Origin of the sequence: Roseibium polysiphoniae (assembly GCF_014842925.1) — a bacterium.
Lineage (GTDB): Bacteria > Pseudomonadota > Alphaproteobacteria > Rhizobiales > Stappiaceae > Roseibium > Roseibium polysiphoniae.
In genome coordinates, this window is the sequence record NZ_JACYXJ010000003.1 from 328,223 (window position 1) to 354,180 (window position 25,958).

Below are 25,958 nucleotides of genomic sequence, written 5' to 3' on the forward strand. Positions count from 1 at the left end.
CGCGGATTTAGCTCAGCTCGCCTTCAGTGCGCCCGGGTTTCCGGTCTGCTGGCGCATGGCGAGCTTGTTCATGGCAGAGACATAGGCTCTGGCGGAAGCGACCAGCGTATCCGTGTCGGCACCCTTGCCGGTTGCGATCCGGCCGTCGGCTTCCAGACGAACGGAGACTTCCGCCTGGGCGTCGGTGCCTTCGGTGACGGCATGCACCTGATAGAGCTGCAGGGTCGCCTCATGGGGCACGATCGCCTTGATGGCGTTGAAGGTGGCATCGACCGGGCCGTCGCCCGTGGCTTCGCGGGTCTCGTGCCTGCCGTCGATATCCATGGTCAGGATCGCCTTCTGCGGACCACCTGTCCCGGCAATGACGGTCAGGGCGATGACCTTGGTGTTCTCGCCGGCGATGGAGATCTCGTCCTCGACCAAGGCCTCAATGTCCTCGTCATAAACGTGCTTCTTGCGGTCGGCGAGATCCTTGAAGCGCCGGAACGCATCCTGCAAGGCGTTGTCGCCCAACTCGTAACCCAATTCCTTCAGCTTGTCCTTGAACGCATGGCGGCCGGAGTGCTTGCCCATGACCAGAGACGTGGCCTTCACGCCAACATCTTCGGGACGCATGATCTCATAGGTCTCGGCGTTCTTCAGCATGCCGTCCTGGTGAATGCCGCTCTCATGGGCGAAGGCATTCTTGCCGACGATGGCCTTGTTGTGCTGAACGGCAAAGCCTGACGCCCCGGCGACCAGTTTGGACGCGCGGGTCAGGAATTTCGGATCCACATTGGAGGCATAGGGCAAGGCGTCTGAACGGGTGCGGATGGCCATGACAATGGCTTCCAGCGCTGCGTTGCCAGCCCGCTCTCCCAGGCCGTTGATGGTGCATTCGATCTGGCGCGCGCCGCCGGCCACACCGGCCAGGGAGTTGGCGACTGCCAGGCCGAGGTCATCGTGGCAATGGACCGAGAAGATTGCCTTGTCGGAATTCGGCACCCGCTCGATGATGTCGGCGAACATCTTCTTGTATTCGTCGGGGGTCGCATAGCCGACCGTGTCCGGCAGGTTGATGGTGGTCGCACCGCATTTGATCGCCGCTTCCACACAGCGGCAGAGGTAGTCGATCGGTGTGCGGGTTGCGTCCATCGCCGACCATTCCACATCGCCGATCAGGTTGCGCGCGCGGGTCACCGTGTCGGTGATGATGTCGAGCACCTGTTCCTCGGTCTTGTTCATCTGGAACTGCAGATGGATCGGCGAGGTGGAGACAAAGGTGTGAATGCGGCCCTTTTCGGCGTGTTTCACAGCTTCGGCGCAGCGGTCGATGTCGGCGTGAATGGCACGTGCGAGACCTGCGATCACAGAGGTCTTGGCCTGTTTGGCGATTTCGCTGACGGCCTCAAAGTCACCATTTGAGGCAATCGGGAAGCCCGCCTCGATGATGTCAACGCCCATTTCGTCGAGGATATCGGCGATCTGGAGCTTTTCGTCCAGGGTCATGGAGGCGCCGGGCGACTGCTCGCCGTCGCGCAAGGTGGTGTCGAAAATGAAGACCTGGTCTTTGTCTGCGGTCTGAGAGGCGGTCATCGGTCTGGTCCTTCCTTGAAGATCCGCTGCCGGTGAGGGGCTTGTTCAGCTCTGTCCTCGGGCACGGCGCGCGATCATGAGTTCTTGATCTGGTAAATGCGCTTCATCCCCCAAGTGTCCGTTCCGTCAAATACGGATCAGCCGACGCTCAGGGGCATCTAAGTAGAAGGAGGTCGCCAATTAGGATAAGGCCGCCGCGCGGGGAGTGCGCGTCGCTGGAGATGCCGGTCATGTCGCACGATGCGATCATCGGGGGTCTCTGGCCTTGTCTGTTGCCACAGTGTCTTTGGCGCTAACTGGTCAATTCAGAATCGTGCCGCAGAAATGTGACTTGAGCGTTAATGACGAGGTTTTAGGGGATCGGGCAAAAGGATGCAAGAGGATTGACGCAAGGTTGATTCCGCCCGCCTTCATCGCTGGTCTGGATGTGTCGAGACCAGTTGAGCGCACGGATGCGGGCGTGATGGGAGAGGTCGTTATGCAAGGAGGCCTGGTTCTCCATCCTGACCTGCACAGAAAAGCGACCCAGCACCAATCTCGCCGCAGGATGTCTCCCCGGCGTTTTGGCTGTTTGGTTCTCCCGTTCAACGGGATGGCAGGCGCTCCGGACTTGCCGGGCGTTGGTTGGGAAGTTGGGATATGACAAGGCCGTTACGCCTGCCCAGATTTCGTGTCCCAAATGACTGAACTTGCGTCTTTCTCTTTTCTGCGCGCCGGAAGTAGAGCGTCCTCCGGTTTGCCAGACACGAAACGCGCCTGAGATCTACCGCGTCACTCCCCGCTGCAGGTCCAAGCTGCCAGTCACCGGATAGGGGCTGGTCCGTTCCACCAGACCTCATCCTCGAAACCCGGTCCCCACCACCGCGAACGCACGGTCTGCACTCGGCCCCGTGATGGCAGGAACGGGAGCGATGATACGACAGGTCCGGCCAGGGAGGATAAGTTTCGGCTATTCATAGGCTGTGGGTGTTTTTTCAATGCCTTGCGAGGGGTCTATCCCTGCCCGAATGGGGGATAAGCTCGGTTTCCCGCTCTCTTTGCCTTCCCTGCGCAGGCAGGGATCCTGTGTGTTGGAAGTGTGTTTTGAAGCGGGCGGGGGCTGGGCCAGTAAGCGGTCTTAAAGACCAGGATCCCTACAGCCTCCCGCCCGCAAGCATCTAAACACACTTCCAACACACAGGATCCCGGATCTCCGCGTTGCTGCGTCCGGGAAGGCGAGGAGCGGGAGGCAAGGCCTTGCCACATCCACCGGCGTCATCCTCGGGCTTGTCCCGAGGATCCACCCTTCCTGTATCTTCTGAGAGGTCCTTTGGATTGCCGGGACAAGCCCGACAATGACGAACGAGAGGTGTGTCTTCAGCGGTATGGGTGATTGTCTTTCGCAACACCTCTGCCGTCATCCCCGCCTTGTGCGGGGATCTATTGGTTCCCGAAGTCTCAAGATCCACGCAGAGTACGCGGCAGTTTCTCGCCCTCTCACAAACGCCCGGCTGGCAGCAATGTGAATTGGATCCCCGCACAAGGCGGGGATGACCGTCGGTGGTCAAATAGAGAGGTGGCGCTTTCAGGCCGATCCCGGTGAGGGGCCGCCACGTAGCCAATGGTGCACAAAATCAAGCTTTCGGCGGGATGGCTCCGCGAGCACGAAGGGATAAAGATCCTGCAACCCCATGGACCTGTTCACGTGGTTGATGCCAACGGCAATCGTTGCGGCCACGCTCGTCGTTTTCGACGGATCGGGCTCCTGGTAGGGGTCCCAAGTGGGCCCTGGTAGATCCGGCCCGGACAGTCCGGCTGCCAGGAAACTGTCGGTGAGGTCGACCAGGTGTAGCAAATGCGCCGTGGTCTCAGCCCAGTCCTCGTGCGGATGAGCGGAGGCATAGGGTGTCAGGTAGTGATCCTGCCAGTCGCCCGGTGGTCCATCGTTGTAGTGCCTTGCCAGTGCATCGGCGTAGTCAGAGCGTTCGTCGCCGAACAGGGCGCGAAAGGCCTCGAGAAAGTCGGGCAGGATACTGAGCCGCCACCACAACATGTGCGCGATTTCGTGGCGCATGTGACCGATCATCGTTCGGTAGCGTTCGTCCAGTGCTTCGCGTCTTTGGGTGCGGAGCACATGATCTGTCTCCTCAATGCTTATGGTGACGACGCCCTGTGCATGGCCCATGACGACCGGTCTCGCGCCCTCGGCAAGCATGTGGAACACAGGGCGCGGGCCGGTGTCATCGGGGCAGAACCAGTTCCATTGCCGCAGATTGGTCAGCACCCACCGCTTGGCGGCCTCTGCGCCTGCCCAGTTCTCAAACACGCCTGGCATGGATGGGTCCGGCGAAAGCGTGGTCATGGCGCAGGCGGTGCAAATTGCCCCAGGCGCTGACGAGACCCAATTGCAGCCGATAAGATCCCGGTTGGCGCAGAAGGGAGTATCGCAGACAAACGACTGTGTGCCCGGATCGTAGGCGACAGCTGCGCCTTCGGGCGATGTCAGATTGTCAAAGAAGAGTGTGCCGTTGCCGGCGGGGTTCGGAAACAGGCGCATGGGGCATCCTACTGCCGAAACGGTCGAGGGTCGAGCGGGCAGCCCGCTTTGGCGTGAGATTCCATCTGCTGCATATTCGTGTCTGGACTATGTGCGTGGCCAACGCTCAAGCAATGTCCTGAATGCCGCCTATGCGCAGGCAGGACGCCATTGGTCGCAGGCGCTTCGGTATGAGCCATGAGATTCCGGCGTACTGGATCCCGGATCTTCGCGGCGCTTTTTCGGGAAGGCGAGGGGCTAGGTTCGGGCCCGTCGCACCCACTGGCGTCATCCTCGGGCGTGTCCCGAGGATCCATTGCTCCATGCTTCGTGGCCAGTTTTCTTGGATTGCCGGGACAAGCCCGACAATGACGACGGAGAGTGTGTTTTCAGCAGCATGGGCGAGGCCCCGCAACATCCTCTGCCGTCATCCCCGCCTTGTGCGGGGATCCCCAGACTTCGTACGTCTCCCCGCTCAGGAAAACGTCAGCACTGCGAGGGCGATGGTTGTGAGGCCGGTGAGGGAGGCGGCGAGGGCGAGTTTTGGCATGTGGGGCGCAAGCGGGGCAGGCTTGCCAGCCTTGATCTTGCGGATGGTCAAGCGGCTGGCAATGACAATGAGCGTCAAAAGCACGGCGCCGAGCATCTTGGCGTGAAACAGCGGGCTGAGGTGCGCGCCGCCATTATAGGCCAGCCAGAGTAGAAGCGGTCCGGTGACCCACAGCAGACCAAGGGAATGGACGCTGAGCATACCGATGCGCGGGGTGATGCCGCGCAGGGCCTTTGCAGCTTCCGGATCTGCGGAGCCAGCGGCGCGGATAACCACCAGATTGGCCAGGCCTCCTCCAATTCCCGCGGTGAAGGCAAAGACATGCAGGATTTTCAAAAGCTCGATCATGATGGGGTCCGCGTTGGCTCTTGGCTGTGGCTACGGGTTTTTACGTGGCGCGACTGTATGGGCGGGGATGCTGCGGCGCAATCCGGGCTTTTGATAATCTGCAGATTCGTCAAGGAAAACCGGTGGAGGTGACGCTCATCGGCCGATCCATAGGGAACGACTGAATACTGCTTTGGAAAATGCACCCGAAATTAGGTCTGAAAGCGGCTTGCATCACGACGGAAGGAACAATCGATGCGCCTTCCGCCGTATGCTGTGCTCAATTCCCCAGAGCGATGCCTTCGCGGCGTGGATCGGCACCGCCTTCAAGGCCGTCTGAGGTGATGGCGATGGCGTGGAGGCCGGAGGTGAGGGCGCGGGGATTGACCTTGTAGCCAAGAGCTTCGAGCGGTGCGGCAAGCTCCGTTGCTGCGGTGTTTTCCTCGACATCAAAGGTGCCGAAACGGTTGACCAGGTGCGGGTAGGCGAGGGCCGCCTGGATATTCATGTCCCAGTCGAGATGGGCGATGATGGCACTTGCCACGTAACCGATGATGCGGCTGCCGCCAGGGCTGCCGACCACAAGTTCGGGCTTGCCGTCCTTCATGACGATGGTGGGTGCCATCGACGAGCGGGGACGTTTGCCAGGCTCCAGCCGGTTGGCGATGGGCAGGCCGTCTTTCTGGGTGCGGAAGGAGAAGTCGGTCAGCTCGTTGTTGAGCAGGAAGCCACGGACGAAAAGCCGCGCGCCGAAGCCGTTCTCGATAGTGGTGGTCATGGACAGCGCGTTGCCATCGGCGTCGACGATGGAGATGTGCGAGGTGGAGGGCAGTTCAATGCTCTCATCGTCTGCCATCAGGCGTGCGTGGTCCCAGGGCGGCGTGCCGGGTGCAACTTCGGGCAGAGCGTCGTCGCCTTTCAGAAGGTCGGACCGGGTCTTTAGGTAGGCCGGGTCAACCAGCCCCTTGGTGGGCATGGGGACGAAATCGCTGTCGGCCATGTAGCGGCCGCGATCGGCAAAGGCGAGACGGGACGCATCGCCGATCAGGCGCCAGGCTTCGGCGCTCTTGGGGCCCAGCTTGGCGAGATCGTAGGCGTCCAGGGTTCCCAAGATCTGCCCGACCGTGAGGGCGCCGGACGAGGGCGGGCCCATGCCGCAGACCTTGCGGTCACGATAGTCCGCGCAGACGGCCTTGCGCTCCTTGATGTCGTAGATCTTCAAGTCAGTGGCGGACAGAAGGCCCGGATTGCCGGGCGCGCCGCGGACGGTGTCGACGATGTCCGTTGCGATCAAGCCGTCATAGAAGTCCTTGGTGCCATTGTCGGCGATGGAGTTGAGGGTTGCAGCATAGTCCTGGTTCTTCAGGGTGTCGCCTGCCTTGATGGGCTCGCCGCCGGGGAAGAAATAGGCCTTGGTGGCGTCGAAGCGGCCGAGCCGGTCCGCGTCACCTGCAACCAGGGAGGCAAGGCGCGGCGAAACGGTAAAGCCACCTTCGGCGAGTGCGATCGCGTCCTTGAAGAGCGGTGCCCATTCGAGCTTGCCCCAGCGTTGGTGGGCAGCTTCCATGAGTTTCGGCGTGCCCGGCGTGCCGACGGACCGGCCGCCGACGACAGCATCCCAGAATTTCAGAGGCTCGCCTGCCTCGTCCTGGAAATAGGTCGGGTCGGCTTCCAGTGGCGCGGTCTCACGGCCGTCGAGGGTGGTCAGCTCGCCGGTCTGCGCATCATACCAGACCAGAAATGCACCGCCGCCGAGACCCGAGGATTGGGGCTCCACGAGACCGAGGACGGTCTGAACGGCGACCATGGCGTCTGCGGCGCTGCCGCCCGCCTTGAGGATTTTCGCGCCGGCTTCGACGGCAAGTGGATTGGCCGCGGCAATCATCCAGTCCTTTGCCTTGACCGGTTCGCCTGCTGTCTTGGCGGCGAGCGCGGCTGCGGCTTCGGGCGAGAGGTTTTTGAAGGCGGCGGGCATCGCACTGGCGCTTTCCGGGGAGACCGTATCGGCCGCCTGTTGCGCCATCGCGGAAGACGCCATGAGACCTGCCAGGAGCGCGCCGGCGACGCGCACGGGAAGGCGGCGCGACATGGTGAGGCTGAAAACCGATGATCTGGACATGGTGATGACTTTCCCCTGGGACCGGCTGCCTGGAGAGGCGAGCTCTTGGTAAAATCTGCGGTTAGGTGGGAGCGTAACGTGCTTCGGTGGCGTGAGAAAGCAGCTTTGCAGGCGCCTGGATCAACTATTTCTGATATGTTTCTGTCATTCTTGCAAACTAAGGTGGTGGTTATTTGCAGGCTTGATCAGGGGAGGCGGGATCATGCGGATTGCAGCATTCAACGTGGAAAACCTTTTTGACCGGGCACGGGTGTTCAACGGCCCGGAGAAAGACGCGCACAAGGATGTGCTCGATGCACATGCCGAGCTGAACAAGCTTTTCGAGCATGAGGTCTACACGGACGCGGACAAGGCGCGCATGCTGGAGCTGATCGATCAGCTCGGCATGCTCAAGCGTGACGAGGGACGCTACACCCGCATCCGCAAAATCCGCGGCTTGCTGATTTCCCGGCCGCGCGCGCCGAAAGTTCCCTACATCAAGGCGAAGGGGCGTTCCGACTGGGTGGGCTGGTGTGAGCTTCGGACCGAGGCGGTCGATGAAGTCGCCATCGCCAATACGGCGCGCATGATCCGTGACCTCAAGGCCGATATCCTCGCAGTGGTCGAGGCGGAAAGCCGGCCTGTGCTGCTGTCGTTTCAGGATCTGATGGTGGACCGGCTGGGGCTCGATGAAGCCTATCGGCATGTCATGCTGATTGACGGCAATGACGGCCGCGGCATCGACGTTGGCCTTGCGACCCGCAACGGCTATCCGATTGGAAATATGCGTAGCCACGTGGATGATCTCAAGCCGGACGGTCATCGGATCTTCAGCCGTGATTGTCCCGAATTCGAGGTGACAACGCCGGGTGGTGAAACGATTGTGGTTCTGCCCAATCACTTCAAAAGCAAATACGGTGGCAATGATCCGGTGAGCAAAGCCAAGCGCCTGGCGCAGGCAAATGCTGTCGCGAGCTACTACAATCGCCTGATCGCAGACGGTTTCGAGAATGTTGTTGTGCTGGGCGATTTGAACGATACGCCAGACAGCCCGGAACTTGCACCTCTCCTGGCGGATACGGACCTGAAGGATGTCTGCGAGCATCCGAATTTTACCGAGTTCGAGTTCAACGTCGACAACGGCAACCGGGGGATCGGCACCCATGGGCTGGGCAATGACGACGACAAGATCGACTATCTGCTCCTGTCACCGGCGCTGTTCGACAAGGTGACCCTCGGCGGGCTGGAGCGCAGGGGCGTTTGGCCCGGGTCGCGGCCGCCGCGCTGGGAAATCTACCCTGAGCTCGAGGAAAAGCATCACGCGGCTTCGGATCACCACGCGATCTGGGCCGAGATTGATATTTAAGCCTGCGTCCGGCGGGCGGGTGCTTGTCCCGCCCGCCGGCGATGCTGAATTGCCTTAAAGGTTCTGACCGCCGGAGACTTCGATGCGCTGGGCGGTCATCCAGCCCAGGTCTCCTGCGAGCAGGCTGGAAATGGCGCCGCCGATGTCGTCGGGAAGTCCGACACGGCCCATTGCGGTGGTGCTGGCGATCATCTTGTTCATGTCCGGATTGTCTCGCACCGCACCGCCGTTGAAATCCGTCTCGATGGCGCCCGGCGCAACGACGTTGACGGCAATCTGGCGGCTGCCGAGCTCTTTCGCCATATACCGCGACATCACCTCGACCGCGCCTTTCATGGTGGCATAGGCGGAGGAGCCAGGCAGGGTGAAGCGCGCAAGGCCAGAGGAAATGTTGACGATCCGCCCGCCGTCGGCGATGAGCGGCAGCAGGCGCTGGGTCAGAAAGTAGACGCCCTTCACGTGGACATTCATCAGCTGGTCGAACTCTTCCTCGCTCGTCTCGGCAAAGGGTTTGGCAAGGCCGGTTCCTGCATTGTTGACGAGAAAGTCGAATGTGTGGCGATCCCAATGGCCCTTCAAGACGGCCTGCAGATCGTGAACAAAGTCGCCAAACTCGGATGTGTCGGAGGTGTCCAGCTTCATCGCGACGGCGGTGCCGCCAATGGCTTCGATTTCGGCAACGACCTTGTCAGCTTCCGCTTCGCCGGATCGATAGGTCACGATGCTGTCGATGCCCTTTTGCGCAAGCTGAAGGGCGGTGTTGCAGCCAAGGCCCCGGCTGGCGCCGGTGACAAGGGCGATTTTGCGTTGAGTGGTCATTACAGGTCTCCTGATTGGCTGTGACAGGAACCTAATGCGCGGGGGAGCTCCGCACTTGCTTCATTCTCGCTGGTACTTGCCTGATTCTCCAGATCTTCCGCGGGTGGGGATTGCGGAAGATATGTATGCGGCGTAGGGATGAGGTCTCAGGGAGCTGAACTCATGCCGATTGAAGATCTTGTCCGCGATGTTCAAGACTATGGCGATCGACGGTGCATAGGCGAAGATCCTCTAGCAACCGAAGTCGCGGGTTTGAGCGTCGCCATGCGGCGCCGGGCGACCGATATCTATCCTGTGCTCTATCAGCCGATCTTTTGCCTTGTTCTCCAGGGTGTCAAGCAAACCTGGCTTGGTGATCAGGCCGTGGACTTTGGACCACAGCAGTCCCTGGTGGTCGGTCTGGACCTGCCGACCCATGCAAGAGTTCTGAAAGCCGACGCGTCGCGGCCTTATATTGCCCTGGCGCTTGAGGTGGATATGGCGCTGGTTCACGAGCTGCTGACGGAGATCGAGCCGCATGGACGCGCGGGTCAACCCAGTGGGGCCATCGGGGTGGCTGAGGCGGATGCGGAAGTGGTCGATGCCATGGGCCGGCTGTTCCGCCTGACCGGCAAACCGGATGCGGCGCCGGTGCTGTCGCCCTTGATCCGCAAGGAGATTCATTTCTGGCTGCTGAAGGCCCGTCATGGCCAGATCCTGCGGCAACTGGCGGAGCGCGACAGTCATGCGTCGCGGATTGCGCTGGCGGCGAGGCTGATCCGTCGCAGCTATGCGTCGTCCCTGAGTATTGAAGACCTGGCCGGTGAGGCAGGGATGAGCGTGTCCGCATTTCATGCCCACTTCAAGGCTGTGACGGGATCGACGCCGCTCAACTATCAAAAGCAGTTGCGGTTGATGGAGGCCCGGCGGTTGATCGCCGCCGAGCGTCTTTCGGTGGCCAGCGCTGCGTTCCAGGTCGGATACGAGAGCGCTAGCCAGTTCAGCCGCGAGTATTCCAGATATTTCGGCCACTCGCCCCGGCAAGACATGGGGGCAGGCGTGTTGTCCGTGGCCGGTTGAGGCGAAGGGCGTCGGTCAGCCGTCCTTGTAGTAGTAGCTGTAGCCGTTGAGCGCCGGTGCGCCACCAAGGTGGGCATAAAGGATCTTGGATCCTTCAGGGAAGAAGCCTTTCTTGATGAGATCAACCATGCCCTGCATGGATTTCCCCTCATAGACAGGGTCGGTCATCATGGCTTCGGTGCGCGCGGCAAGGCGAATGGCGTCGTTGGTCTCATCGCTGGGAACGCCATAGGCGGGGTAGGCGTAATCCGGGTTGATGACGATCTCGTCGTCACTGACCTTGCGACCAAGTTTTACCAGCTCGGCGGTGTTGTCGACGATGCGGCGAACCTGTGCCCTGGTCTGGTCTGGCGTGCCGGAGGCATCGATGCCGATGACCTTGTCGGCGCGGCCGTCCTTTGCAAAGCCGACGATCATGCCGCCCTGGGTCGAACCGGTGACGACGCAAACAACGATATAGTCGAATTTGAAACCAAGCTCGGCTTCCTGCTCGCGCACTTCTTCGGCGAATGCGACATAGCCGAGGCCGCCGAACTTGTGCTCCGAGGCGCCTGCGGGAATGCCGTAGGGCTTGCCGCCTTCGTCCCGAACGGACTGCATGGCGTCTTCCCAGCTGCTGCGAATGCCGATGTCAAAGCCGTCCTCGACAAGCCGGCTGTCGGCACCCATCAGGCGTGTCAGAAGGATGTTGCCGACCCGGTCGTAAACCGCATCATAGTGAGGTACCCACTTCTCCTGCACGAGACGGCACTTCATGCCGATCTTGGCGGCGGTGGCCGCGACCATGCGGGTGTGGTTGGACTGAACGCCGCCAATGGAAACGAGCGTGTCCGCGCCTGAGGCGATGGCGTCGGGCACGATGTATTCCAGCTTGCGCAGCTTGTTGCCGCCAAAGGCAAGGCCGGAGTTGCAGTCCTCTCTCTTGGCGTAGATTTCAACTGAACCGCCAAGTTCCGCGGTCAGGCGGGGCAGGTGTTCGATCGGGGTCGGGCCAAAGGTGAGGGGGTAGCGGTCAAAGTCGTCTAGCATGCGTTTCTCCGGTGTCTGATCTGTCGAAATGCTAGCAAGACGTGCGCCGAAGGTGCTTTCAAAGATGGATGAAATTTCGCGTTACTTGATGTAAATAGCGTTTAAAAGATTTTATTACTCTCGGAATGGATCTGAAAAATGGAAGAATCTTTCACAGCGGAACTCGATCGCACGGACCGCAAGATCCTGCGTCTGCTGCAAGATGATGGCCGGTTGACCAACGCGGAATTGGCGACGCGGGTGAATGTCAGCGCTGCGACTTGCCACCGACGCACCCAGCGTCTGTTTCAGGAGGGCTTCATCAAGTCGGTGCGGGCGCAGGTCGAGCCGCAAAGCGTTGGTCTTGGCGCGCTGGTGATGGTGGGCGTGGTTCTCGACCGGTCCACGCCCGAGAGCTTTGCGGCGTTTGAAGCAGCCGTTGTGAAGATGCCGTCGCTGCTCGACTGCAATCTGGTTGCCGGTGACTTCGATTATCTTTTGAAAATCCGCGTGAAAGACATGCCGGATTTCAATCGTCTTCACGCCCGGGAGCTGATCACGCTGCCTGGCGTGCGCCAGACACGCACCTTCTTCGTCATGAAGGAAGTGACGGACAATGCGCCGCTGGTCTTTTGACCGCGCGGCGCATTGAGATCATGGGTCTGGATCAGATGAACAGTTCGCCGCGGGCGACGATGGTTGCCTGACCGCCAACGCGAACTGCGTGGAGCTGCTTGTCCTCGACGTCGATCTCCAGGTCGATCAGAGACGGACGGCCCATGACGAAGCCCTGCTCGATGCGAAAGACGTGGCTGCCACCGGGTAGGCGGTCGAAGTAATGAATGGCGCCGGCGAAGGCCGAGGCCGCAGATCCTGTTGCCGGGTCTTCCGGAATGCCCATCTCGGGCGCGAACAGCCTTGCCTGAAAGGCGCTGTCGTGGGAGCGGGTTTCGCGGCAATAAACGTAAGCGTCGTTGTGCTCGTCCTGGTCGAAGGCCGCGCTCCAGCGCTGGAGATTGGGCTTTGCGCGGGCGAGCGCATCAAGGTCCCGGACCGGGATGAAGTTGAAGGCAGGGCCGACCTTGAAGCGGGACGGCTTGTGGTTTTCAAAGCCGATGTCGGTCGGGTCGAGGCCGAGGGCTTCCGCGATCAGCTCGTTGTCCTGGGTCGGGCCGGCATGCTCGGGAAGCTTGGGAACGTCGAATTCGGCGAAACCGGCTGCGTTTTCGCGCAGGATCACCGCGCAGCGCACGGCGCCGATCTTTTCCTTCAGGACAACCACGGCATCCTGTTCGCCTGAAATCTCGCCGAAGCGCTCGGTCGCCAGCAAGATGGCAGTGCCGACGGTCGGGTGACCGGCAAAGGGAAGCTCGGTGCCCGGTGTAAAGATCCGGAGCGTTGCGGAATGGCCGGGGTTTTCCGGCTGCAGGACAAAGACGGTTTCCGACAGGTTGAATTCACCTGCGATCGACTGCATCTGCGCGTCGCTCAGGCCTTCGCTATCGAGCACGACCGCAAGGGGATTTCCGGAAAGTGCAGTGTTGGTGAAGACGTCGAGGATGGCGTAGCGGCGTCCCATATTGGCAGTCTCCTGAGAGGTGTCAGTGGTCAGTGCAAGAACGGTCGGCGGACTGTTGCACGGAAAGCCGGTGGTCCGCCAGTCCGGAAGCGGTGTGCATGGTTAAGGAAGTGTAAGCGACGGTTTGTCCAGTCAAATTGGCAACAGGTGCCGGGCCAGGGTCCGGGCATAGGAAACAAGGTCGGGACTGCAGAGATCGCCTTGGTTTCTCAGGATCCGCATGTCCGCCAGTTCCTGTTCCTCACTGACAAGAGAGAATGCGACAACGTCGCGGGCCAGATCTTCAGCGGGTTTGTCCACATCGAGGACCTGGGCAATTGAAATGCGTGGGCCATCGAAAACAGCGAACCGTTCGCCGGGGGACACATCGGACCGGCTGAGGCCTGTTTCTTCTTCCAGCTCGCGGAAGATGGCACCATCCACGTCAACTGTGCCGTCGGCAAGGAAATCGGACGGATCCAGGTTTCCGCCCGGTGGATAGACCTTGCCCGCGTTGGCGGTCTTGTCCGACATGACGCCATAAAGAAGCGCGCCGTCGCTGGACCTGAGGATCGCCGAGCCGAAGAGGTTGAAGGCGGTCAAGTCGGGGGCGCCCCAGTCCCTCCAGGTGAGAAAGGCGGCGAATGAGCATTCGAGGCACGAGCCCTCAAAGACGCCGTCCTTGAAGGAGTGCCCGGAGAGCTTGAGCGTCCGGCCGTTCCAAAGGTGCGGATTGTGGCGCAGGGCGTCCTGCCAGTGGCTTTCAATGGCCGCGTGATTTTCGGTTTCAAAGCACCAGGATGTGCCGCGATCCAGTTTCAGCTTGATGTCCTGGAGGGGCACGATGCCGGTGGGAATGGCTTTTTCCAGTACCGGAATTTTTCCGGTTGGGGCCATTTTGCTGGGGCGGGTGCCGACGGGTTGAAAACCGTTTTGTTCGTAAAAACCGACAGCGAAATGGTCGCTCTCCAGCCGCAGCAGGGTTGCGCCTCCCGCGCGGGCCAGATCGCTCAAGCGCGTGAGCAAGAGCTGGCCGAGACCCTGTTTCATGCCCTCGGGTGCGATGAAGAGATAGATAATCTGGTAGACTTGGGGCTCCTCGGCAGAACCCAGTCGGCCGCCGGCAAAGCCAACCGGTTTGCCGTTCCGTTCGGCAATCAGCATGTCGCAGGCGGAAATATCAGGCTGGCAGATGCGGAAGGCACTTCGGAACCCGCTCATCTTGTCATCGTCATAGCCCCAGGAGGCCTTGCTGCGATGCATTATGTCGGTCAGTGACGTCGTGTCGCCCGGATGGGCCTGGCGAATCTTGATTGTCATGAGCCCTCGGGAAATGGCAGGCGAGGCTCAACGGTTAGCTTGGTTGTTTGACGAGGGCAAGTCCGGCCGGACGCCCGTTCTGTTAGACGCTCCGAGCCAGTCGCCGGCTCGGAGCGTTGCGTGTCAGGTCGTCAGCGGATGAATGTGCCGGCGCGCAATTCGCTGATGGCCTGCCGCAATTCGTCCTTGGTGTTCATGACGATCGGGCCATGCCAGGCAACCGGCTCCTTGATCGGCGCGCCGGAGACAAGCAGGAAGCGGATGCCCTGATCGCCCGCCTGCACCACGATTTCGTCGCCGGTGCCGAAGATCACCAGCGTCCGGTCTCCGGTCTGGTCGCGGAACTTCAGTTCCTCGCCGCCGAATTCCTTTTCGGTCAGAACGCCGAAGGGATCGGATGCACCCTCGAAGGAGCCGGAGCCTTCGAAGATATAGGCAAAGGCCTGCTTGTAGGTGTCGACCTTGAAGCGTTTCTGCCGTCCCGGCGGAACCGAGATGTCGAGATACTGCGGTTCGGCTGCAATGCCGTCGACCGGGCCGGACTTGCCCCAGAAATTGCCGCAGATGATCCGCGCAGCGGTGCCGTCGTCATCGACCACGACGGGAATGTCGTTGGAGGTGACGTCCTGATAGCGCGGCTCCGTCATCTTTTCCGAGGCCGGCAGGTTGGCCCAGAGCTGAAAGCCGTGCATCCGGCCGTTGGCGTCTCCCTTCGGCATTTCCTGGTGCATGATGCCGCGGCCTGCGGTCATCCATTGCACATCGCCGGCGCCAAGGTTGCCGGTGTTGCCGAGGCTGTCGCCGTGTTCGACCGTCCCGGCCAGAACATAGGTGATCGTCTCGATGCCGCGATGGGGGTGCCATGGGAACCCTGCCAGATAGTCCTCCGGTCGTTCATTGCGGAAATCATCGAGCAGCAGAAACGGGTCCAGCATTTCCGGATCCTGGAAGCCGAAAACGCGGTCAAGCTTTACCCCGGCGCCTTCGAGCGTCGGCTGGGTTGCTCCAATATGGGTGACTGGGCGAATGGACATGGGAAATCTCCACGAGTGGCCTTTGTTGCCTTTAAAGATAGCAACCTTGCCCAGAATACCCATATGGATCGGCGCGACGCACTGTTCAGTCTGCGGAAACAACCGTTCAGGCCGTCGAAGGTGTCAGGAGAGGGGCTCTGCCCTCTTTTCAAGCAATGTCTGCTCTGTCAGTGTGCGGACAACTTTCGGTGCGTTGGCGCGTTGCCCTCGTCCAGATGCAGTGTTTTCAGTGCATCGCTTCCCTTTTCTGTTCTCAATTGTGGGATCCCATGGCTCCGATCATTTCCGTTCGTGACCTTCAAAAGACCTATTCTGGAGGTTTTGAGGCACTGAAGTCCGTGTCGCTGGAGATCGAGGAGGGCGAGGTGTTTGCTCTTCTTGGTCCCAATGGTGCGGGCAAGACAACACTGATCAGCACGATCTGCGGACTGATCATTCCGACATCCGGTTCCATCTCCATCGGCGGCTTCGACACCCAGGCAGACTTCCGGGCCGCGCGCCGTCTCGTTGGGCTGGTGCCCCAGGAAATGCCGACGGCGCCGTTCGAGGTCGTCAAGGATCAGTTGAAGTTCAGCCGGGGTCTCTTTGGCTTGCCGCGCAACGATGCTCTCGTGGAACAGATCCTCAAGGACCTGACCCTGTGGGACAAGAAGGACAGTCCGATCATGGCGCTGTCTGGCGGCATGAAAAGGCGGCTTCTGGTGGCCAAGGCGCTCGCCCATGAGCCGAAGGTCCTGTTCCTCGACGAGCCGACGGCAGGCGTTGACGTGGAGCTGCGGCACGACATGTGGCGGGTCGTCGAGGGGTTGAAGGAGAAGGGCGTCACCATCATCCTCACGACGCACTATATCGAGGAAGCCGAGGAGATGGCCGACCGGGTCGGCGTGATCAACAAGGGCGAGATCATCCTGGTCGAGAACAAGGACGCCCTGATGCGGCAGCTTGGCCGCAAGCAGCTGACGCTAGACCTTGCCGAGCCTTTGAACGAAATTCCCGAGCCGCTTCTCACACACGGTCTGTCGCTGGAGGACGAGGGTCGGCGACTGGTCTATATCTATGACACCCAGGGCGAGCGGACCGGTATCGCCTCCCTGATCAGCGCTCTTTCGGACGCAGGCATCCGCTTCCAGGACCTGCACACGACCCAAAGCTCGCTCGAAGACATCTTTGTTGATCTGGTGAAAGTGAAATCATGAATTATCACGCGATCAAGGCCATCTACTATTTCGAGATGGCGCGGACCGTGCGCACGATCATGCAGTCTATCGTTTCGCCGGTCATTTCCACCGTGCTCTACTTCGTCGTCTTCGGCGCGGCCATCGGCTCGCGCATTTCCGAGGTTGATGGCATCTCCTACGGGGCGTTTATCGTGCCGGGGCTGATCATGCTGTCGCTGATGACCCAGAGCCTGTCGAACGCCTCCTTCGGGATCTACTTTCCGCAGTTCACCGGCACGATCTTCGAGATCCTCTCCGCGCCCGTGTCGTTTCTGGAAATCACCATCGCCTTTGTCGGGGCCGCGGCGACGAAAGCGGTCTTGGTCGGTGTCATCATTTTCATCACCGCCTCGTTCTTCGTGCCGTTGGAGGTTCAGCATCCGGTCTGGATGGTGACCTTCTTCCTGCTCACGGCGATCACCTTTGCGCTGCTCGGTTTCATCATCGGGATCTGGGCAGACAATTTCGAGAAGCTGCAATTCGTGCCGCTTCTCGTGGTGACGCCGCTGGCCTTCCTCGGTGGCAGCTTCTACTCCATCAACATGCTGCCGCCCTTTTGGCAGAATGTGACGCTGCTCAATCCGGTCGTCTATCTGATCTCCGGTTTCCGCTGGAGCTTCTACGGTCAGGCGGATGTGAGCCTTGGGCTGTCACTGACGATGACACTGGTGTTCCTAACAGCCTGTCTTGCGATCATCTGGTGGATCTTCAAGACCGGCTACAAGCTGAAAGCGTAAGTCGATGCGCATCACACACCTGGCGCGGGGCGGAGCAGCCTTGCTTGTGGCTGCCTCGCTGGCAGCCTGTCAGACGGCACCATCCACCTCGACCACCCCAAGTGCCGTTGCTTCCCAGCCGGTCCCGACTGTTGCCGCGGTTCCCTATGCGCCGGCGGCAACGGCCGTGGCACGCGGTTATTCCGAGCTGGTGATCGATATGGCGAGCGGGGCCGAGCTGTCCTCGATCAATGCGGATGAGCCGCGCTACCCGGCGTCGCTGACGAAGATGATGACGCTCTATCTGCTGTTCGAGGAAGTCTCTTCGGGGCGCTATTCCCTCTCCACGCCTTTGACTGTCTCTGCCAAGGCGGCGCGTCTGCCACCTGCGAAGCTGGGCCTCAAGGTCGGGTCGACGATTACGGTGGAGCAGGCCGCGCGGGCGCTTGCGGTGAAGTCAGCCAATGACGTGGCCATCGTGATTGCGGAGAATATCTCGGGAAGCGAGAGCGCCTTTGCGGCAAAAATGACCTCGAAGGCCCGGGCGCTGGGGCTTTCGCGTACGCGTTTTGTCAATGCCAGCGGCTTGCCGGATCCCGCGCAAGTCACGACCGCGCGGGACATGGCCAGCCTTGGACGGGCCTTGAAAACCCGGTTCCCCCAATATGGGTCCTACTTTCGTGCGACATCCTTCAGTTTTAATGGCCGCTCCTATCGCGCGACCAACAATCTGCTGGGCAAGGTCGCCGGTGTGGATGGTCTGAAGACCGGCTACATCAGCATGGCGGGCTATAACCTTGTCGCGACGGCGCGGCGTGGTGGTGCCCAGCGATTGGTGGTTGTCATGGGTGGCAAGAGCGAGGGCGCCCGCGACCGTCAGGTCACGAAGCTTTTGGAGCAGAGCTTTTGATCAGAGCCGGTGGCGTGCTGTTCCACTCGTCATCCTCGACGATGGTGAGCGCGTCGGATCTGGTCAAGGAGACGCGGTTGCGTCCTGCATGTTTGCTTTCATAGAGACCATCGTCGGCCAGCTTCAGAAGCTGTTTGTGGTCCATGCCGTCGCCCTTGCCGTGATAGATGCCGGCGGAGAGCGTCAGGCGAACGTCTTCAGGCGCAAAGTGCAAGGGCGTATCAGCAATCGTCGCGCGGATGCGTTCGGCGATCTCAAGGGCTTCGGAGTGTGAAATTTCCGGCATGAGGGCCGCAAATTCCTCGCCTCCGACGCGGGCCAGACAGTCTTCCTCGCGCAGATGCCACTGCATGATGTCGGTGCAGATCTGGAGGGCCTCATCGCCGGCGCCATGACCAAAACGGTCGTTGACGGATTTGAAGTGGTCCAGATCGAATTGCACCACGGCGAAGTTGCCCCGCTCGGGCCGTTGCAGCAACTCCTTCAGCCTCAAGGTGAACTCGCGGCGATTGAAGGTGCCGGTCAGGGGATCTCTATGGGCGGCGTCCTGCTGCTCTGCGGACTTGCGCTCGAAAGCCAGGGACAGGGAGAATGCGCCGATGGTGGTCACGAACACCAGGGCGATCATGAGGTGCACGGACAGCAGAAACTCATCCGTCAGACCGAAAAGCAGGTTGCTTTCTGTACCGATGCCTTGCGCGACGCGCAGCGCAAAGGACGCCGCCATGAGCATGAAGCTGAACGCGAGGCCGTATCTGGATGACAGGCCGTCGGTGCGGCGCGACCAATACTCCGCGGCGGTAGCTGTCGCCAAAAAGGCGAGCATCAGATTGGTGACCGTATAGGTCAGCGCATAATTCTGGCTGATGTGCGCGGGCAGGCTGGTGGCCAGCATGATCCCCATCGGAATCAGAAGACGCAGATAGCAGACCTTTCGGTCATTAAACTGCATTGCGCCCTGATTGTAGCGCGCGAAGGCCGCGATCATCAGGCCATTTGGAACAATGAACGCCAGCATTTCCGGCAGGCCGGTGTCAAAAATGTAGAAAAATAGGGCCGCTGCGAGAAACAGATTCCCAGAGACCCAAGTGCGCCAGAAACGCTCGCGCTTCATGTCGTGGAAGGCCGTCAAAAACGAAACCGAAAATACGGTCAATATCAGACAATTGGCGGCAAGGAGTGAGAACTTGTCCATAACGGAACGCTCTTTCTCGGTAATATTTCTTGGTAAATTCAACAATGCGATTTGCGGGAGACTAGGTAGCGCGGCTTTCCGGCTACTTACTCGTTTCCCTAAAATTTTAGTGATTTTCTAAAATACCGCGTGGGGAGTTGCGGGGCAGTTGCAAAAGCTATTTTGAATCAGAGCAGTGTTGGAAATTATAACAATGCACAGGCGCTTTCTTTTTTTGTGGAGTTCGTTTTTTGCGAGGGTTAGGCGGCTTTGAAGAGGGTCCTGAGCGGGCTGTCTCAGCCCAGCCTGCCTTGAACGCAAAAAGGGCCGGAATTGTTTCCGGCCCTTAAGGTTTCTGCGATCTGATGACCGCTTAGTTCTTTGTCTTGTCGACCAGTGCGCCGGACTTGATCCCCCGCGACCTGCCTTCGGCAGGCGCAAGGTTCTGATGTCTTGGCCAAGTCCGGTGCCCGGGTCTTAGTTTTTGGTTTTATCAACCAGTGCGCCGGACTTGATCCAGGGCATCATGCCGCGGAGCTTTTCGCCGACTTCCTCAATCTGGTGCGCGTCGTTCAGGCGGCGGGTTGCCTTGAACTTGGCAGCGCCAGCGCGGTACTCCTGCATCCAATCGGACGTGAACTTGCCGTTCTGGATGTCGGTGAGAACGCGCTTCATCTCGGCCTTGGTCTCGGACGTCACGATGCGCGGACCAGTGACATACTCGCCCCACTCAGCGGTGTTGGAGATGGAGTAGTTCATGTTGGCGATGCCGCCTTCGTAGATCAGGTCGACGATCAGCTTCACTTCGTGCAGGCACTCGAAGTAGGCCATTTCCGGCGCGTAGCCGGCTTCGACCAGGGTTTCGAAACCAGCGCGGATCAGCTCGACGAGACCGCCACACAGAACAGCCTGTTCGCCGAAGAGGTCGGTTTCGCACTCTTCCTTGAAGGTGGTTTCGATGATGCCCGAACGGCCGCCGCCAACGCCACAAGCGTAGGACAGGCCAAGATCATGGGCGTTGCCGGATGCGTCCTGATGAACAGCGATCAGGCACGGCACGCCGCCACCTTTCTCGAATTCACCGCGTACGGTGTGGCCCGGGCCCTTCGGTGCAACCATGAGAACGTCGATGGTGTCTTTCGGCTCGATCAGGCCGAAATGAACATTGAGGCCATGGGCAAAGGCGATTGCCGCGCCGTCGCGAATGTTGGCTTCGATGTGGTCCTTGTAGATGTCGGCCTGCAGTTCGTCAGGGGTTGCCATCATCATCAGGTCGGCCCACGCAGCGCCTTCAGCCACGGTCATGACCTTGAAGCCATCGGCCTCAGCCTTCAGAGCAGTGGTGGAGCCTTCGCGCAGGGCGATGGCGATGTCCTTCTGGCCGCTGTCCTTGAGGTTCATGGCATGGGCACGGCCCTGTGAACCATAACCGATGACGAGGACTTTCTTGGACTTGATCAGGTTCAGATCGGCATCGCGATCGTAATAAACACGCATGGGTATTCCTTTCTCCCGTTGTGCCCGGGGCCTGCTTTTGTAAGGCCGGTGCCCGGAAATGTGCTGAACTTGTTTTGGCTAGCCGGCGTCAGGCGCCGAACAGCGAATAGAACCGTTGAACCGCGTCCCTGGCCTGTCCTTCCAGGTCGCGTTCTGCTGCGCTGGCGGTTTCGCCCAGCAGCAGGCGGATATGGACGTCGCGCACGGCCAGGCCGTAGAGAACCTGATAGGCCTCCTCCGCGTCGTCAAACTTGAGATAGTTGCGGTGCCGGCCGGCCTCCAGCAGGGCGCGTGCCTTGGCGCTGATCATATGCTTGCCGCGCACCAGCAGCAGCCGGCCAAGCCGGTTGTCGTCGCGGTTGGACTGGCCGATGGACAGGCGATTGAGCGCCACGGAAGTTTCGCCGAAGAGAACCGCAAGAAGCTCTGTCGCAAAGGCGATCAGATGGGTGCGGAAGGTTTCCGCGTCCGCGGTCGCACCGCTCTCGGGCGGGAAGTGCACCTTGCTTGCCTGATAGGCCACGACCGCAGCCAGAAGTCCGTCGCGGTCACCGAACCACTTGTAGAGGCTTTCCTTGGAGCAGTTGGCGGTGCGTGCCAGACCGGCTGTCGTCAGGGCTTTTTCGCCGCCCTCCACCAACAATCCGAGGGCGCACTCCAGCACCGCTTCCTGGCGCGGGGTGAAGAAGATATCTTCGAATTCCGTGTCTATTGCAGGGGCGAGGGGCATGACTTCTGTCTCGGGGTTCTTCGGCGCGTTTCCAATGGTGGCAGGCTGTCCGGACGGGTCCGCGTCTGCCGTTTGTTTTGTCTTTGTACCGTACGGTACGGTTCGTATTCATAGTTCCCTTCGGTGTTTGCCGTCAAGCGGGATTTTGGGCGTCACCGGCAGTTTCTTTTCAAACCGGCTTTGAAAAATGGGGAGAGAGAAACTAAATATGATTTTCATATTCATGTATAGGATACCAAATGGCGCTCCCAAACCGCAGAAAGACCCGCGTTCTTACCGTTAAATCAGCGTCTTATATCACGCCGCATATGGTCCGTGTGACGCTGACGGGTGACGATCTGTCTGACTTTCCCGATCATATGGAAGGCGCGCATTGCAAGTTGGCGTTTCCGCGCGAAGGCGAGGATCTGGCCAGTTTCACCGCTTTTCACCAAGCCATTTTGCCGAAAAAGAAGGTGCATCCGGTCAGAACCTACACGGTTCGCTCGTTCCGCCGTGAGGGGCTTGAGCTGGACATCGACTTCGTTGCGCATGGCGACAGCGGCCCTGCGACCCTTTGGGCCCAGGCTGCGAAGCCCGGCGATTTTCTTGCCTTCATGGGACCTGGTCCGGTGAAAGTGACGGATTTCTATGCCGACTGGTATCTGGTCGCGGCAGACATGTCCGCGCTTCCTGTGGCGGCAGCCACCCTGGAGGCAATGCCGCGCTCGGCAAAAGGCGTGGCCGTGTTTGAAGTGCATTCCCTGGACGATCGTCAGGACATCGATCTGCCCGAAGGGATCGATGTTCACTGGCTGGTGCAGGACGATCCGCACGCATCCTCCACGGCTCAGCTCGACTTCGTTCAGGATCTGGACTGGCCGGGGGGGCGCATTCAGACCTGCATTGCCGGTGAAAGCGGCCTTATTCGTCAACTGCGTCAACTGGTGCAGGTTGATCGCGGCGTAGACCGGAAGGATGCCTATATTTCGGGTTACTGGAAGGTCGGTCTGGTTGAGGACGAACATCAGGAAGCAAAGCGCGCCGGCGCTGCCGGGTAGGGCGGCCTATCAGATGGGTCATTGTAAATATTACTGATGGTTCTGGATGCAGAGGTATAAGCTTTTCTTCGCAGAGTTTAGGAGAGTTTGATCTTCTGCTTTGCGGGGGAAGGAACTGCCTTTGCATTTGATCTGAGAGTTTATCAAAAAATTAGAGCATTTTTCCGAATACTGCCTCTCAAGTCTATTTAGAGGTTAAAAGATGCTCAGAGGCGCCCTGGTCTTTGCTTTGCTCATCCTGTTTGGCGGGTCGATGTTTCGGCTCGCCCAGTCAGGCTTGAATGACACGGTCGATACGGTCATCGAGCAGAACGCAGAACGCAAGGCGCGCAACTGGGCAATGCATCTTGCCACGACGATGCCGGACCTCGAGGGGTTGATCGAAGGTGGCACTCCGACACAAGAGCAGAGAGATGCCATCGACACGGCTGTTCAAGTTGGCGATGTCTTCCGCTTCAAGCTGTTTGACGGCAATGCCAACCTTGTGCTGATTTCCGATGAGCTGGGGGCACCGCTCGAGCCCGGGGCAATGGCGGATCACAATGGTCACGCTCAGATGGTCATCGATAAGGGCTCGGCCGTCATCGATCTGAACGATGGGCGCGCCAAGGCCAATCGGCCGGACCTCTATGTCGAGGCCTATGTGCCCGTGGAAGCCGCTGGCGGTTCCGTCCTTGGGGTCGTCGAGGTCTATGTTGACCAGACCATGGTCGCATCGCTGTTCCGGCGCAATTTCCTGCAGCTGGCGACCACCCTTGGCGCCCTGGTGCTGCTGACGTTCGGTGTGCCTTTCATTGCCTATATTGCCAAAATGCGGCAACAAGTGAAGACCGGCGAGAAGGTGCGCATCCTTTCATCGGTCGACCAGATCACTGGCTTGCACAACCGGGCCACCTTCTTTCAAAAGGTCGAGGACTACCGGAAGTCGGGACGTCTGGACCTTCGCAAGACCGCGGTGATGTTCGTCGACGTGGACAAGTTCAAGACCATCAACGACACCTTCGGCCACAAGGTCGGCGATGCCTTCCTGCGTCACGCCGGCAACGCGATTTCCGGCCAGCTGTCACGGGGCGACCTGGCTGCCCGTTTTGGCGGAGACGAGTTTGTCATTCTTGCCGCCAATCGCTCGCCTGAGCAGCTCGAGCAGATGATCGAAAACCTGCGCGAGGCGGTCAGCGAGCCGGTTTGGGTCGACGGGATGGCGGTCACGGGGCATCTCAGCCTGGGTGTTCATATGGATACGGATCACGAGCTGGACCTGCACGATCGCATGAACAAGGCAGACGTCGCGCTCTACCAGGCCAAGCTGATGGGCCGGAACACCTGTGTCACCTTTACGCCGGATCTGGAAGACAAGGTGGCCCGCCGCAGGCACGTTGAAGAAAGTGTCGTCCTTGGACTGGCGACAGACCGGTTTGAAGTTCATTTCCAGCCTCTGATTGACCCGACGAGCGATCAGGTCGCAGGCTTCGAGGCACTGCTGCGCCTCAAGGATGCAGACGGTTCTTCCATTTCTCCATCGGAGTTCATTCCGATCGCCGAGGAAAACGGCGAGATCATGCGCATCGGCGCCTGGGTGCTCGAGCAATCCATGAGAGCTGCGTCCAACTGGCCGGAACACCTCTTTGTGTCCGTGAACCTGTCTACCCGGCAGTTTGAAGATGGCAAGCTTGTTGCGCAGATCACTCACCTCCTGAAGCAGACGGGGCTGGCTCCGACCCGGCTGGAGCTTGAGGTGACCGAAAGCCTTTTGATCGAACAGGCCGGCAATGTCTCAGGTCAGCTTGATGCGCTGCGTGATCTGGGCGTTCAACTGTCCATGGATGACTTTGGTACGGGCTACTCGAGCCTGGGCTATCTCTGGAAGTACAATTTCAACAAGCTGAAGATCGACCGGTCCTTCGTCATGTCTCTGGGCGAAAGCGACGAGCGCACCCAGCATATTCTCGACACCATCATCATGCTCGGCCACAAGCTGAACATGCAGGTGACTGCGGAGGGGATCGAGACAAAGGAGCAGGCCACCTACCTTCGGTCCCTGTCGTGCGATCATTTTCAGGGCTTCTACTATGGCAAGCCCATGCCGGAGTCCGAGTTGGCGCCTTACCTCATGGACAACACGGTGCTGCCGTTGCTGGAAGGCCAAATGCAGGACAAAAGCCTGGAGAGCGCAAGGCGCCTCAAATACGGCAGTTGAATTGCGCCGGTCAGCATGTGGATCTTCTGCCTCGCGGCAGGAATGTAGTAAGGACCTAATACCCGCTGGCTGACGGCTTTTGATAGCTTCCCGGAGTTGACTGTTGCTCTGGGAGGATAACATGAGCTCCAAGAAAATTCTGATGATCACCGGTGATTTCACTGAGGACTATGAAACCATGGTTCCGTTCCAGACGCTGCTGGCCGTTGGCCACAGTGTCGATGCGGTGTGCCCTGGCAAGAAAGCTGGCGAAACCGTCGCCACCTCGATCCATGACTTCGAGGGTGATCAGACCTATACGGAAAAGCGTGGCCATAATTTCGCGCTGAACGCCACTTTCGCCGACATCAATGTTGCCGATTACGATGCGCTGGTGATCCCGGGTGGCCGTGCGCCGGAATACCTGCGTCTCGACAAGGACGTGATTGCTGCGGTTGAACATTTCTTCGAGACCGGCAAGCCGGTTGCCGCGATCTGCCACGGCGCCCAGCTTCTGGCTGCTGCCCGCGTGATCGAAGGGCGGACCGTTTCTGCCTATCCGGCCTGCCGTCCTGAAGTGGAACTGGCCGGTGGCACCTATGCGGAGATCGCCATCGATGGCGCCGTGACGGATGGAAACCTTGTCACGGCTCCGGCCTGGCCGGCCCATCCGGCATGGTTGTCGCAGTTTATGGCCGTCATGGCCGGAGAAGCTGCCGGGACGCTGGCTGCCTGAGCCGGCTCTGACCAGTCTGACTGCGACTTTCCCAAGACCACGTGTCCGGTTCCCCCGATCCGGACACGTCTAGCCCTGCTTTGAACGCAGTCCCGATTTTGCGCAAGAAGCAGGGCTTTCGGTCCGTATGTCATCGCGGTAGGCTGTTTCCTCTTTACCTGAACAGGCCGTGAGACTTCGCCATGTGCAAACTCTTCATCCAGGCAGATGCCGATCTATGGGCGAGCAGCACCCGTTCGCTGAGGATCGACGGCATGGTGACCAGCGTTCGACTGGAAACCTTCTTCTGGACGACCCTTGAGGAAATCGCCACACGCGATGGCATGACCGTGATCCAGCTGATCACGAAGCTCCATCACGAGAGCATTGATGCCGGGCATGATCTGGGCAACTTCACGTCGTTCCTGCGCGTATGCTGCGGCCGCTATCTGGCCCTGCAGCTCACCGGCGATGTGCCGACCGACAAACGGTTGCCGATCGCCGGTCTCGACGCGGATGATATTCTGGACGCCGAACGGGGCCGGGTGCACTGA

Annotated in this window: 23 protein-coding genes; 11 read left to right on the forward strand and 12 right to left on the reverse strand. The window is 59.9% G+C overall.

The features are described 5' to 3' along the window. Positions 1-12: 12 nt before the first annotated feature. Both IG617_RS08470 and IG617_RS08475 read right to left on the reverse strand, forming a co-directional pair. Positions 13-1,575, reverse strand: coding sequence for a 2-isopropylmalate synthase (locus IG617_RS08470; protein WP_192108789.1), 1,563 nt, complete (start codon positions 1,573-1,575; stop codon positions 13-15). Between the two features lie 1,564 nt (positions 1,576-3,139). Further along, positions 3,140-4,111 (reverse strand): zinc-binding metallopeptidase family protein, encoded by a 972-nt coding sequence (locus IG617_RS08475; RefSeq protein ID WP_192108790.1) that lies wholly within the window; start codon positions 4,109-4,111, stop codon positions 3,140-3,142. On the opposite strand from IG617_RS08475, the gene IG617_RS08480 reads away from it, so the two are divergent. Further along, entirely contained in the window at positions 4,110-4,292 is a 183-nt protein-coding gene (locus IG617_RS08480; protein WP_192108791.1) for a hypothetical protein, read from the forward strand. The two genes, IG617_RS08475 and IG617_RS08480, sit on opposite strands and share 2 nt — an antisense overlap. A gap of 273 nt (positions 4,293-4,565) precedes the next feature. Here the strand turns inward: IG617_RS08480 and IG617_RS08485 are convergent, their stop codons facing one another. Then, positions 4,566-4,988 carry a hypothetical protein gene (locus IG617_RS08485; RefSeq protein ID WP_192108792.1) on the reverse strand — a complete coding sequence of 141 codons (423 nt, stop codon included), beginning with the start codon at positions 4,986-4,988 and terminating at the stop codon, positions 4,566-4,568. A gap of 259 nt (positions 4,989-5,247) precedes the next feature. Beyond that, a complete protein-coding gene (ggt, locus tag IG617_RS08490; RefSeq protein ID WP_192109138.1) occupies positions 5,248-7,056 on the reverse strand; it encodes a gamma-glutamyltransferase in 1,809 nt (602 codons plus the stop codon). A gap of 232 nt (positions 7,057-7,288) precedes the next feature. Between ggt and IG617_RS08495 the strand changes: the two genes are divergently transcribed. Beyond that, positions 7,289-8,431 carry an endonuclease/exonuclease/phosphatase family protein gene (locus IG617_RS08495; RefSeq protein ID WP_192108793.1) on the forward strand — a complete coding sequence of 381 codons (1,143 nt, stop codon included), beginning with the start codon at positions 7,289-7,291 and terminating at the stop codon, positions 8,429-8,431. A gap of 54 nt (positions 8,432-8,485) precedes the next feature. Here IG617_RS08495 and IG617_RS08500 read toward each other — a convergent pair whose 3' ends face one another. Beyond that, complete coding sequence (locus tag IG617_RS08500; protein WP_192108794.1) at positions 8,486-9,250, reverse strand: SDR family NAD(P)-dependent oxidoreductase; 765 nt, start codon at positions 9,248-9,250, stop codon at positions 8,486-8,488. Positions 9,251-9,412: 162 nt separating this feature from the next. On the opposite strand from IG617_RS08500, the gene IG617_RS08505 reads away from it, so the two are divergent. After that, the gene (locus IG617_RS08505; protein ID WP_192108795.1) at positions 9,413-10,309 is read left to right on the forward strand and encodes an AraC family transcriptional regulator; all 897 of its coding nucleotides are present in this window, start codon (positions 9,413-9,415) and stop codon (positions 10,307-10,309) included. Positions 10,310-10,324: 15 nt separating this feature from the next. Here IG617_RS08505 and IG617_RS08510 read toward each other — a convergent pair whose 3' ends face one another. Beyond that, positions 10,325-11,338 carry a 1-aminocyclopropane-1-carboxylate deaminase gene (locus IG617_RS08510; protein ID WP_153768293.1) on the reverse strand — a complete coding sequence of 338 codons (1,014 nt, stop codon included), beginning with the start codon at positions 11,336-11,338 and terminating at the stop codon, positions 10,325-10,327. A 138-nt stretch (positions 11,339-11,476) separates the two neighbouring features. Here IG617_RS08510 and IG617_RS08515 point away from each other — a divergent pair, with 138 nt between their 5' ends. Further along, positions 11,477-11,953, forward strand: a complete 477-nt coding sequence (locus tag IG617_RS08515; protein ID WP_192108796.1) for an Lrp/AsnC family transcriptional regulator — start codon at positions 11,477-11,479, stop codon at positions 11,951-11,953. A gap of 31 nt (positions 11,954-11,984) precedes the next feature. Here the strand turns inward: IG617_RS08515 and IG617_RS08520 are convergent, their stop codons facing one another. The 3 genes from IG617_RS08520 to IG617_RS08530 all read right to left on the reverse strand — a co-directional run bounded on the left by IG617_RS08520 (position 11,985) and on the right by IG617_RS08530 (position 15,229). Then, a complete protein-coding gene (locus IG617_RS08520; RefSeq protein WP_192108797.1) occupies positions 11,985-12,896 on the reverse strand; it encodes a PhzF family phenazine biosynthesis protein in 912 nt (303 codons plus the stop codon). A gap of 132 nt (positions 12,897-13,028) precedes the next feature. Then, the gene (locus IG617_RS08525) at positions 13,029-14,195 is read right to left on the reverse strand and encodes a GNAT family N-acetyltransferase (protein WP_192108798.1); all 1,167 of its coding nucleotides are present in this window, start codon (positions 14,193-14,195) and stop codon (positions 13,029-13,031) included. Positions 14,196-14,326: 131 nt separating this feature from the next. Beyond that, entirely contained in the window at positions 14,327-15,229 is a 903-nt protein-coding gene (locus IG617_RS08530; RefSeq protein ID WP_192108799.1) for a pirin family protein, read from the reverse strand. A gap of 269 nt (positions 15,230-15,498) precedes the next feature. On the opposite strand from IG617_RS08530, the gene IG617_RS08535 reads away from it, so the two are divergent. From IG617_RS08535 to IG617_RS08545, 3 genes are read left to right on the forward strand one after another with little or no spacing between them, the layout of a single operon-like run. Then, positions 15,499-16,425 (forward strand): ABC transporter ATP-binding protein, encoded by a 927-nt coding sequence (locus IG617_RS08535; protein WP_192108800.1) that lies wholly within the window; start codon positions 15,499-15,501, stop codon positions 16,423-16,425. Continuing rightward, positions 16,422-17,183 carry an ABC transporter permease gene (locus tag IG617_RS08540; RefSeq protein ID WP_192108801.1) on the forward strand — a complete coding sequence of 254 codons (762 nt, stop codon included), beginning with the start codon at positions 16,422-16,424 and terminating at the stop codon, positions 17,181-17,183. Before IG617_RS08535 ends, IG617_RS08540 begins: the two co-directional genes overlap by 4 nt. A gap of 4 nt (positions 17,184-17,187) precedes the next feature. Next, entirely contained in the window at positions 17,188-18,072 is an 885-nt protein-coding gene (locus IG617_RS08545; protein WP_192108802.1) for a D-alanyl-D-alanine carboxypeptidase family protein, read from the forward strand. Here IG617_RS08545 and IG617_RS08550 read toward each other — a convergent pair. The 3 genes from IG617_RS08550 to IG617_RS08560 form a co-directional block, all read right to left on the reverse strand. Then, positions 18,044-19,267: a GGDEF domain-containing protein gene (locus IG617_RS08550; RefSeq protein WP_192108803.1), complete on the reverse strand. Its 1,224-nt coding sequence runs from the start codon at positions 19,265-19,267 to the stop codon at positions 18,044-18,046. The two genes, IG617_RS08545 and IG617_RS08550, sit on opposite strands and share 29 nt — an antisense overlap. Positions 19,268-19,723: 456 nt before the next feature. Beyond that, entirely contained in the window at positions 19,724-20,743 is a 1,020-nt protein-coding gene (gene ilvC, locus IG617_RS08555; protein ID WP_192108804.1) for a ketol-acid reductoisomerase, read from the reverse strand. A gap of 88 nt (positions 20,744-20,831) precedes the next feature. Continuing rightward, a complete protein-coding gene (locus tag IG617_RS08560; RefSeq protein ID WP_192108805.1) occupies positions 20,832-21,473 on the reverse strand; it encodes a TetR/AcrR family transcriptional regulator in 642 nt (213 codons plus the stop codon). Positions 21,474-21,712: 239 nt separating this feature from the next. On the opposite strand from IG617_RS08560, the gene IG617_RS08565 reads away from it, so the two are divergent. From IG617_RS08565 to IG617_RS08580, 4 genes are all read left to right on the forward strand, one after another. Then, positions 21,713-22,513, forward strand: coding sequence for a siderophore-interacting protein (locus IG617_RS08565; protein WP_192108806.1), 801 nt, complete (start codon positions 21,713-21,715; stop codon positions 22,511-22,513). A 202-nt stretch (positions 22,514-22,715) separates the two neighbouring features. Beyond that, complete coding sequence (locus IG617_RS08570; protein ID WP_192108807.1) at positions 22,716-24,710, forward strand: putative bifunctional diguanylate cyclase/phosphodiesterase; 1,995 nt, start codon at positions 22,716-22,718, stop codon at positions 24,708-24,710. 121 nt (positions 24,711-24,831) lie between these two features. After that, the gene (locus tag IG617_RS08575; RefSeq protein ID WP_192108808.1) at positions 24,832-25,425 is read left to right on the forward strand and encodes a DJ-1/PfpI family protein; all 594 of its coding nucleotides are present in this window, start codon (positions 24,832-24,834) and stop codon (positions 25,423-25,425) included. 182 nt (positions 25,426-25,607) lie between these two features. Further along, complete coding sequence (locus IG617_RS08580; protein WP_192108809.1) at positions 25,608-25,958, forward strand: ribbon-helix-helix domain-containing protein; 351 nt, start codon at positions 25,608-25,610, stop codon at positions 25,956-25,958.

Excerpts from the sequence above, each read along its gene's own strand:
- IG617_RS08470 (WP_192108789.1), bottom strand. The coding sequence starts at position 1,575 with ATGACCGCCTCTCAGACCGCAGACAAAGACCAGGTCTTCATTTTCGAC.
- IG617_RS08480 (WP_192108791.1), top strand. The coding sequence starts at position 4,110 with ATGGGGCATCCTACTGCCGAAACGGTCGAGGGTCGAGCGGGCAGCCCG.
- IG617_RS08475 (WP_192108790.1), bottom strand. The coding sequence starts at position 4,111 with ATGCGCCTGTTTCCGAACCCCGCCGGCAACGGCACACTCTTCTTTGAC.
- IG617_RS08485 (WP_192108792.1), bottom strand. The coding sequence starts at position 4,988 with ATGATCGAGCTTTTGAAAATCCTGCATGTCTTTGCCTTCACCGCGGGA.
- ggt (WP_192109138.1), bottom strand. The coding sequence starts at position 7,056 with ATGTCGCGCCGCCTTCCCGTGCGCGTCGCCGGCGCGCTCCTGGCAGGT.
- IG617_RS08495 (WP_192108793.1), top strand. The coding sequence starts at position 7,289 with ATGCGGATTGCAGCATTCAACGTGGAAAACCTTTTTGACCGGGCACGG.
- IG617_RS08500 (WP_192108794.1), bottom strand. The coding sequence starts at position 9,250 with ATGACCACTCAACGCAAAATCGCCCTTGTCACCGGCGCCAGCCGGGGC.
- IG617_RS08505 (WP_192108795.1), top strand. The coding sequence starts at position 9,413 with ATGCCGATTGAAGATCTTGTCCGCGATGTTCAAGACTATGGCGATCGA.
- IG617_RS08510 (WP_153768293.1), bottom strand. The coding sequence starts at position 11,338 with ATGCTAGACGACTTTGACCGCTACCCCCTCACCTTTGGCCCGACCCCG.
- IG617_RS08515 (WP_192108796.1), top strand. The coding sequence starts at position 11,477 with ATGGAAGAATCTTTCACAGCGGAACTCGATCGCACGGACCGCAAGATC.
- IG617_RS08520 (WP_192108797.1), bottom strand. The coding sequence starts at position 12,896 with ATGGGACGCCGCTACGCCATCCTCGACGTCTTCACCAACACTGCACTT.
- IG617_RS08525 (WP_192108798.1), bottom strand. The coding sequence starts at position 14,195 with ATGACAATCAAGATTCGCCAGGCCCATCCGGGCGACACGACGTCACTG.
- IG617_RS08530 (WP_192108799.1), bottom strand. The coding sequence starts at position 15,229 with ATGTCCATTCGCCCAGTCACCCATATTGGAGCAACCCAGCCGACGCTC.
- IG617_RS08535 (WP_192108800.1), top strand. The coding sequence starts at position 15,499 with ATGGCTCCGATCATTTCCGTTCGTGACCTTCAAAAGACCTATTCTGGA.
- IG617_RS08540 (WP_192108801.1), top strand. The coding sequence starts at position 16,422 with ATGAATTATCACGCGATCAAGGCCATCTACTATTTCGAGATGGCGCGG.
- IG617_RS08545 (WP_192108802.1), top strand. The coding sequence starts at position 17,188 with ATGCGCATCACACACCTGGCGCGGGGCGGAGCAGCCTTGCTTGTGGCT.
- IG617_RS08550 (WP_192108803.1), bottom strand. The coding sequence starts at position 19,267 with ATGGACAAGTTCTCACTCCTTGCCGCCAATTGTCTGATATTGACCGTA.
- ilvC (WP_192108804.1), bottom strand. The coding sequence starts at position 20,743 with ATGCGTGTTTATTACGATCGCGATGCCGATCTGAACCTGATCAAGTCC.
- IG617_RS08560 (WP_192108805.1), bottom strand. The coding sequence starts at position 21,473 with ATGCCCCTCGCCCCTGCAATAGACACGGAATTCGAAGATATCTTCTTC.
- IG617_RS08565 (WP_192108806.1), top strand. The coding sequence starts at position 21,713 with ATGGCGCTCCCAAACCGCAGAAAGACCCGCGTTCTTACCGTTAAATCA.
- IG617_RS08570 (WP_192108807.1), top strand. The coding sequence starts at position 22,716 with ATGCTCAGAGGCGCCCTGGTCTTTGCTTTGCTCATCCTGTTTGGCGGG.
- IG617_RS08575 (WP_192108808.1), top strand. The coding sequence starts at position 24,832 with ATGAGCTCCAAGAAAATTCTGATGATCACCGGTGATTTCACTGAGGAC.
- IG617_RS08580 (WP_192108809.1), top strand. The coding sequence starts at position 25,608 with ATGTGCAAACTCTTCATCCAGGCAGATGCCGATCTATGGGCGAGCAGC.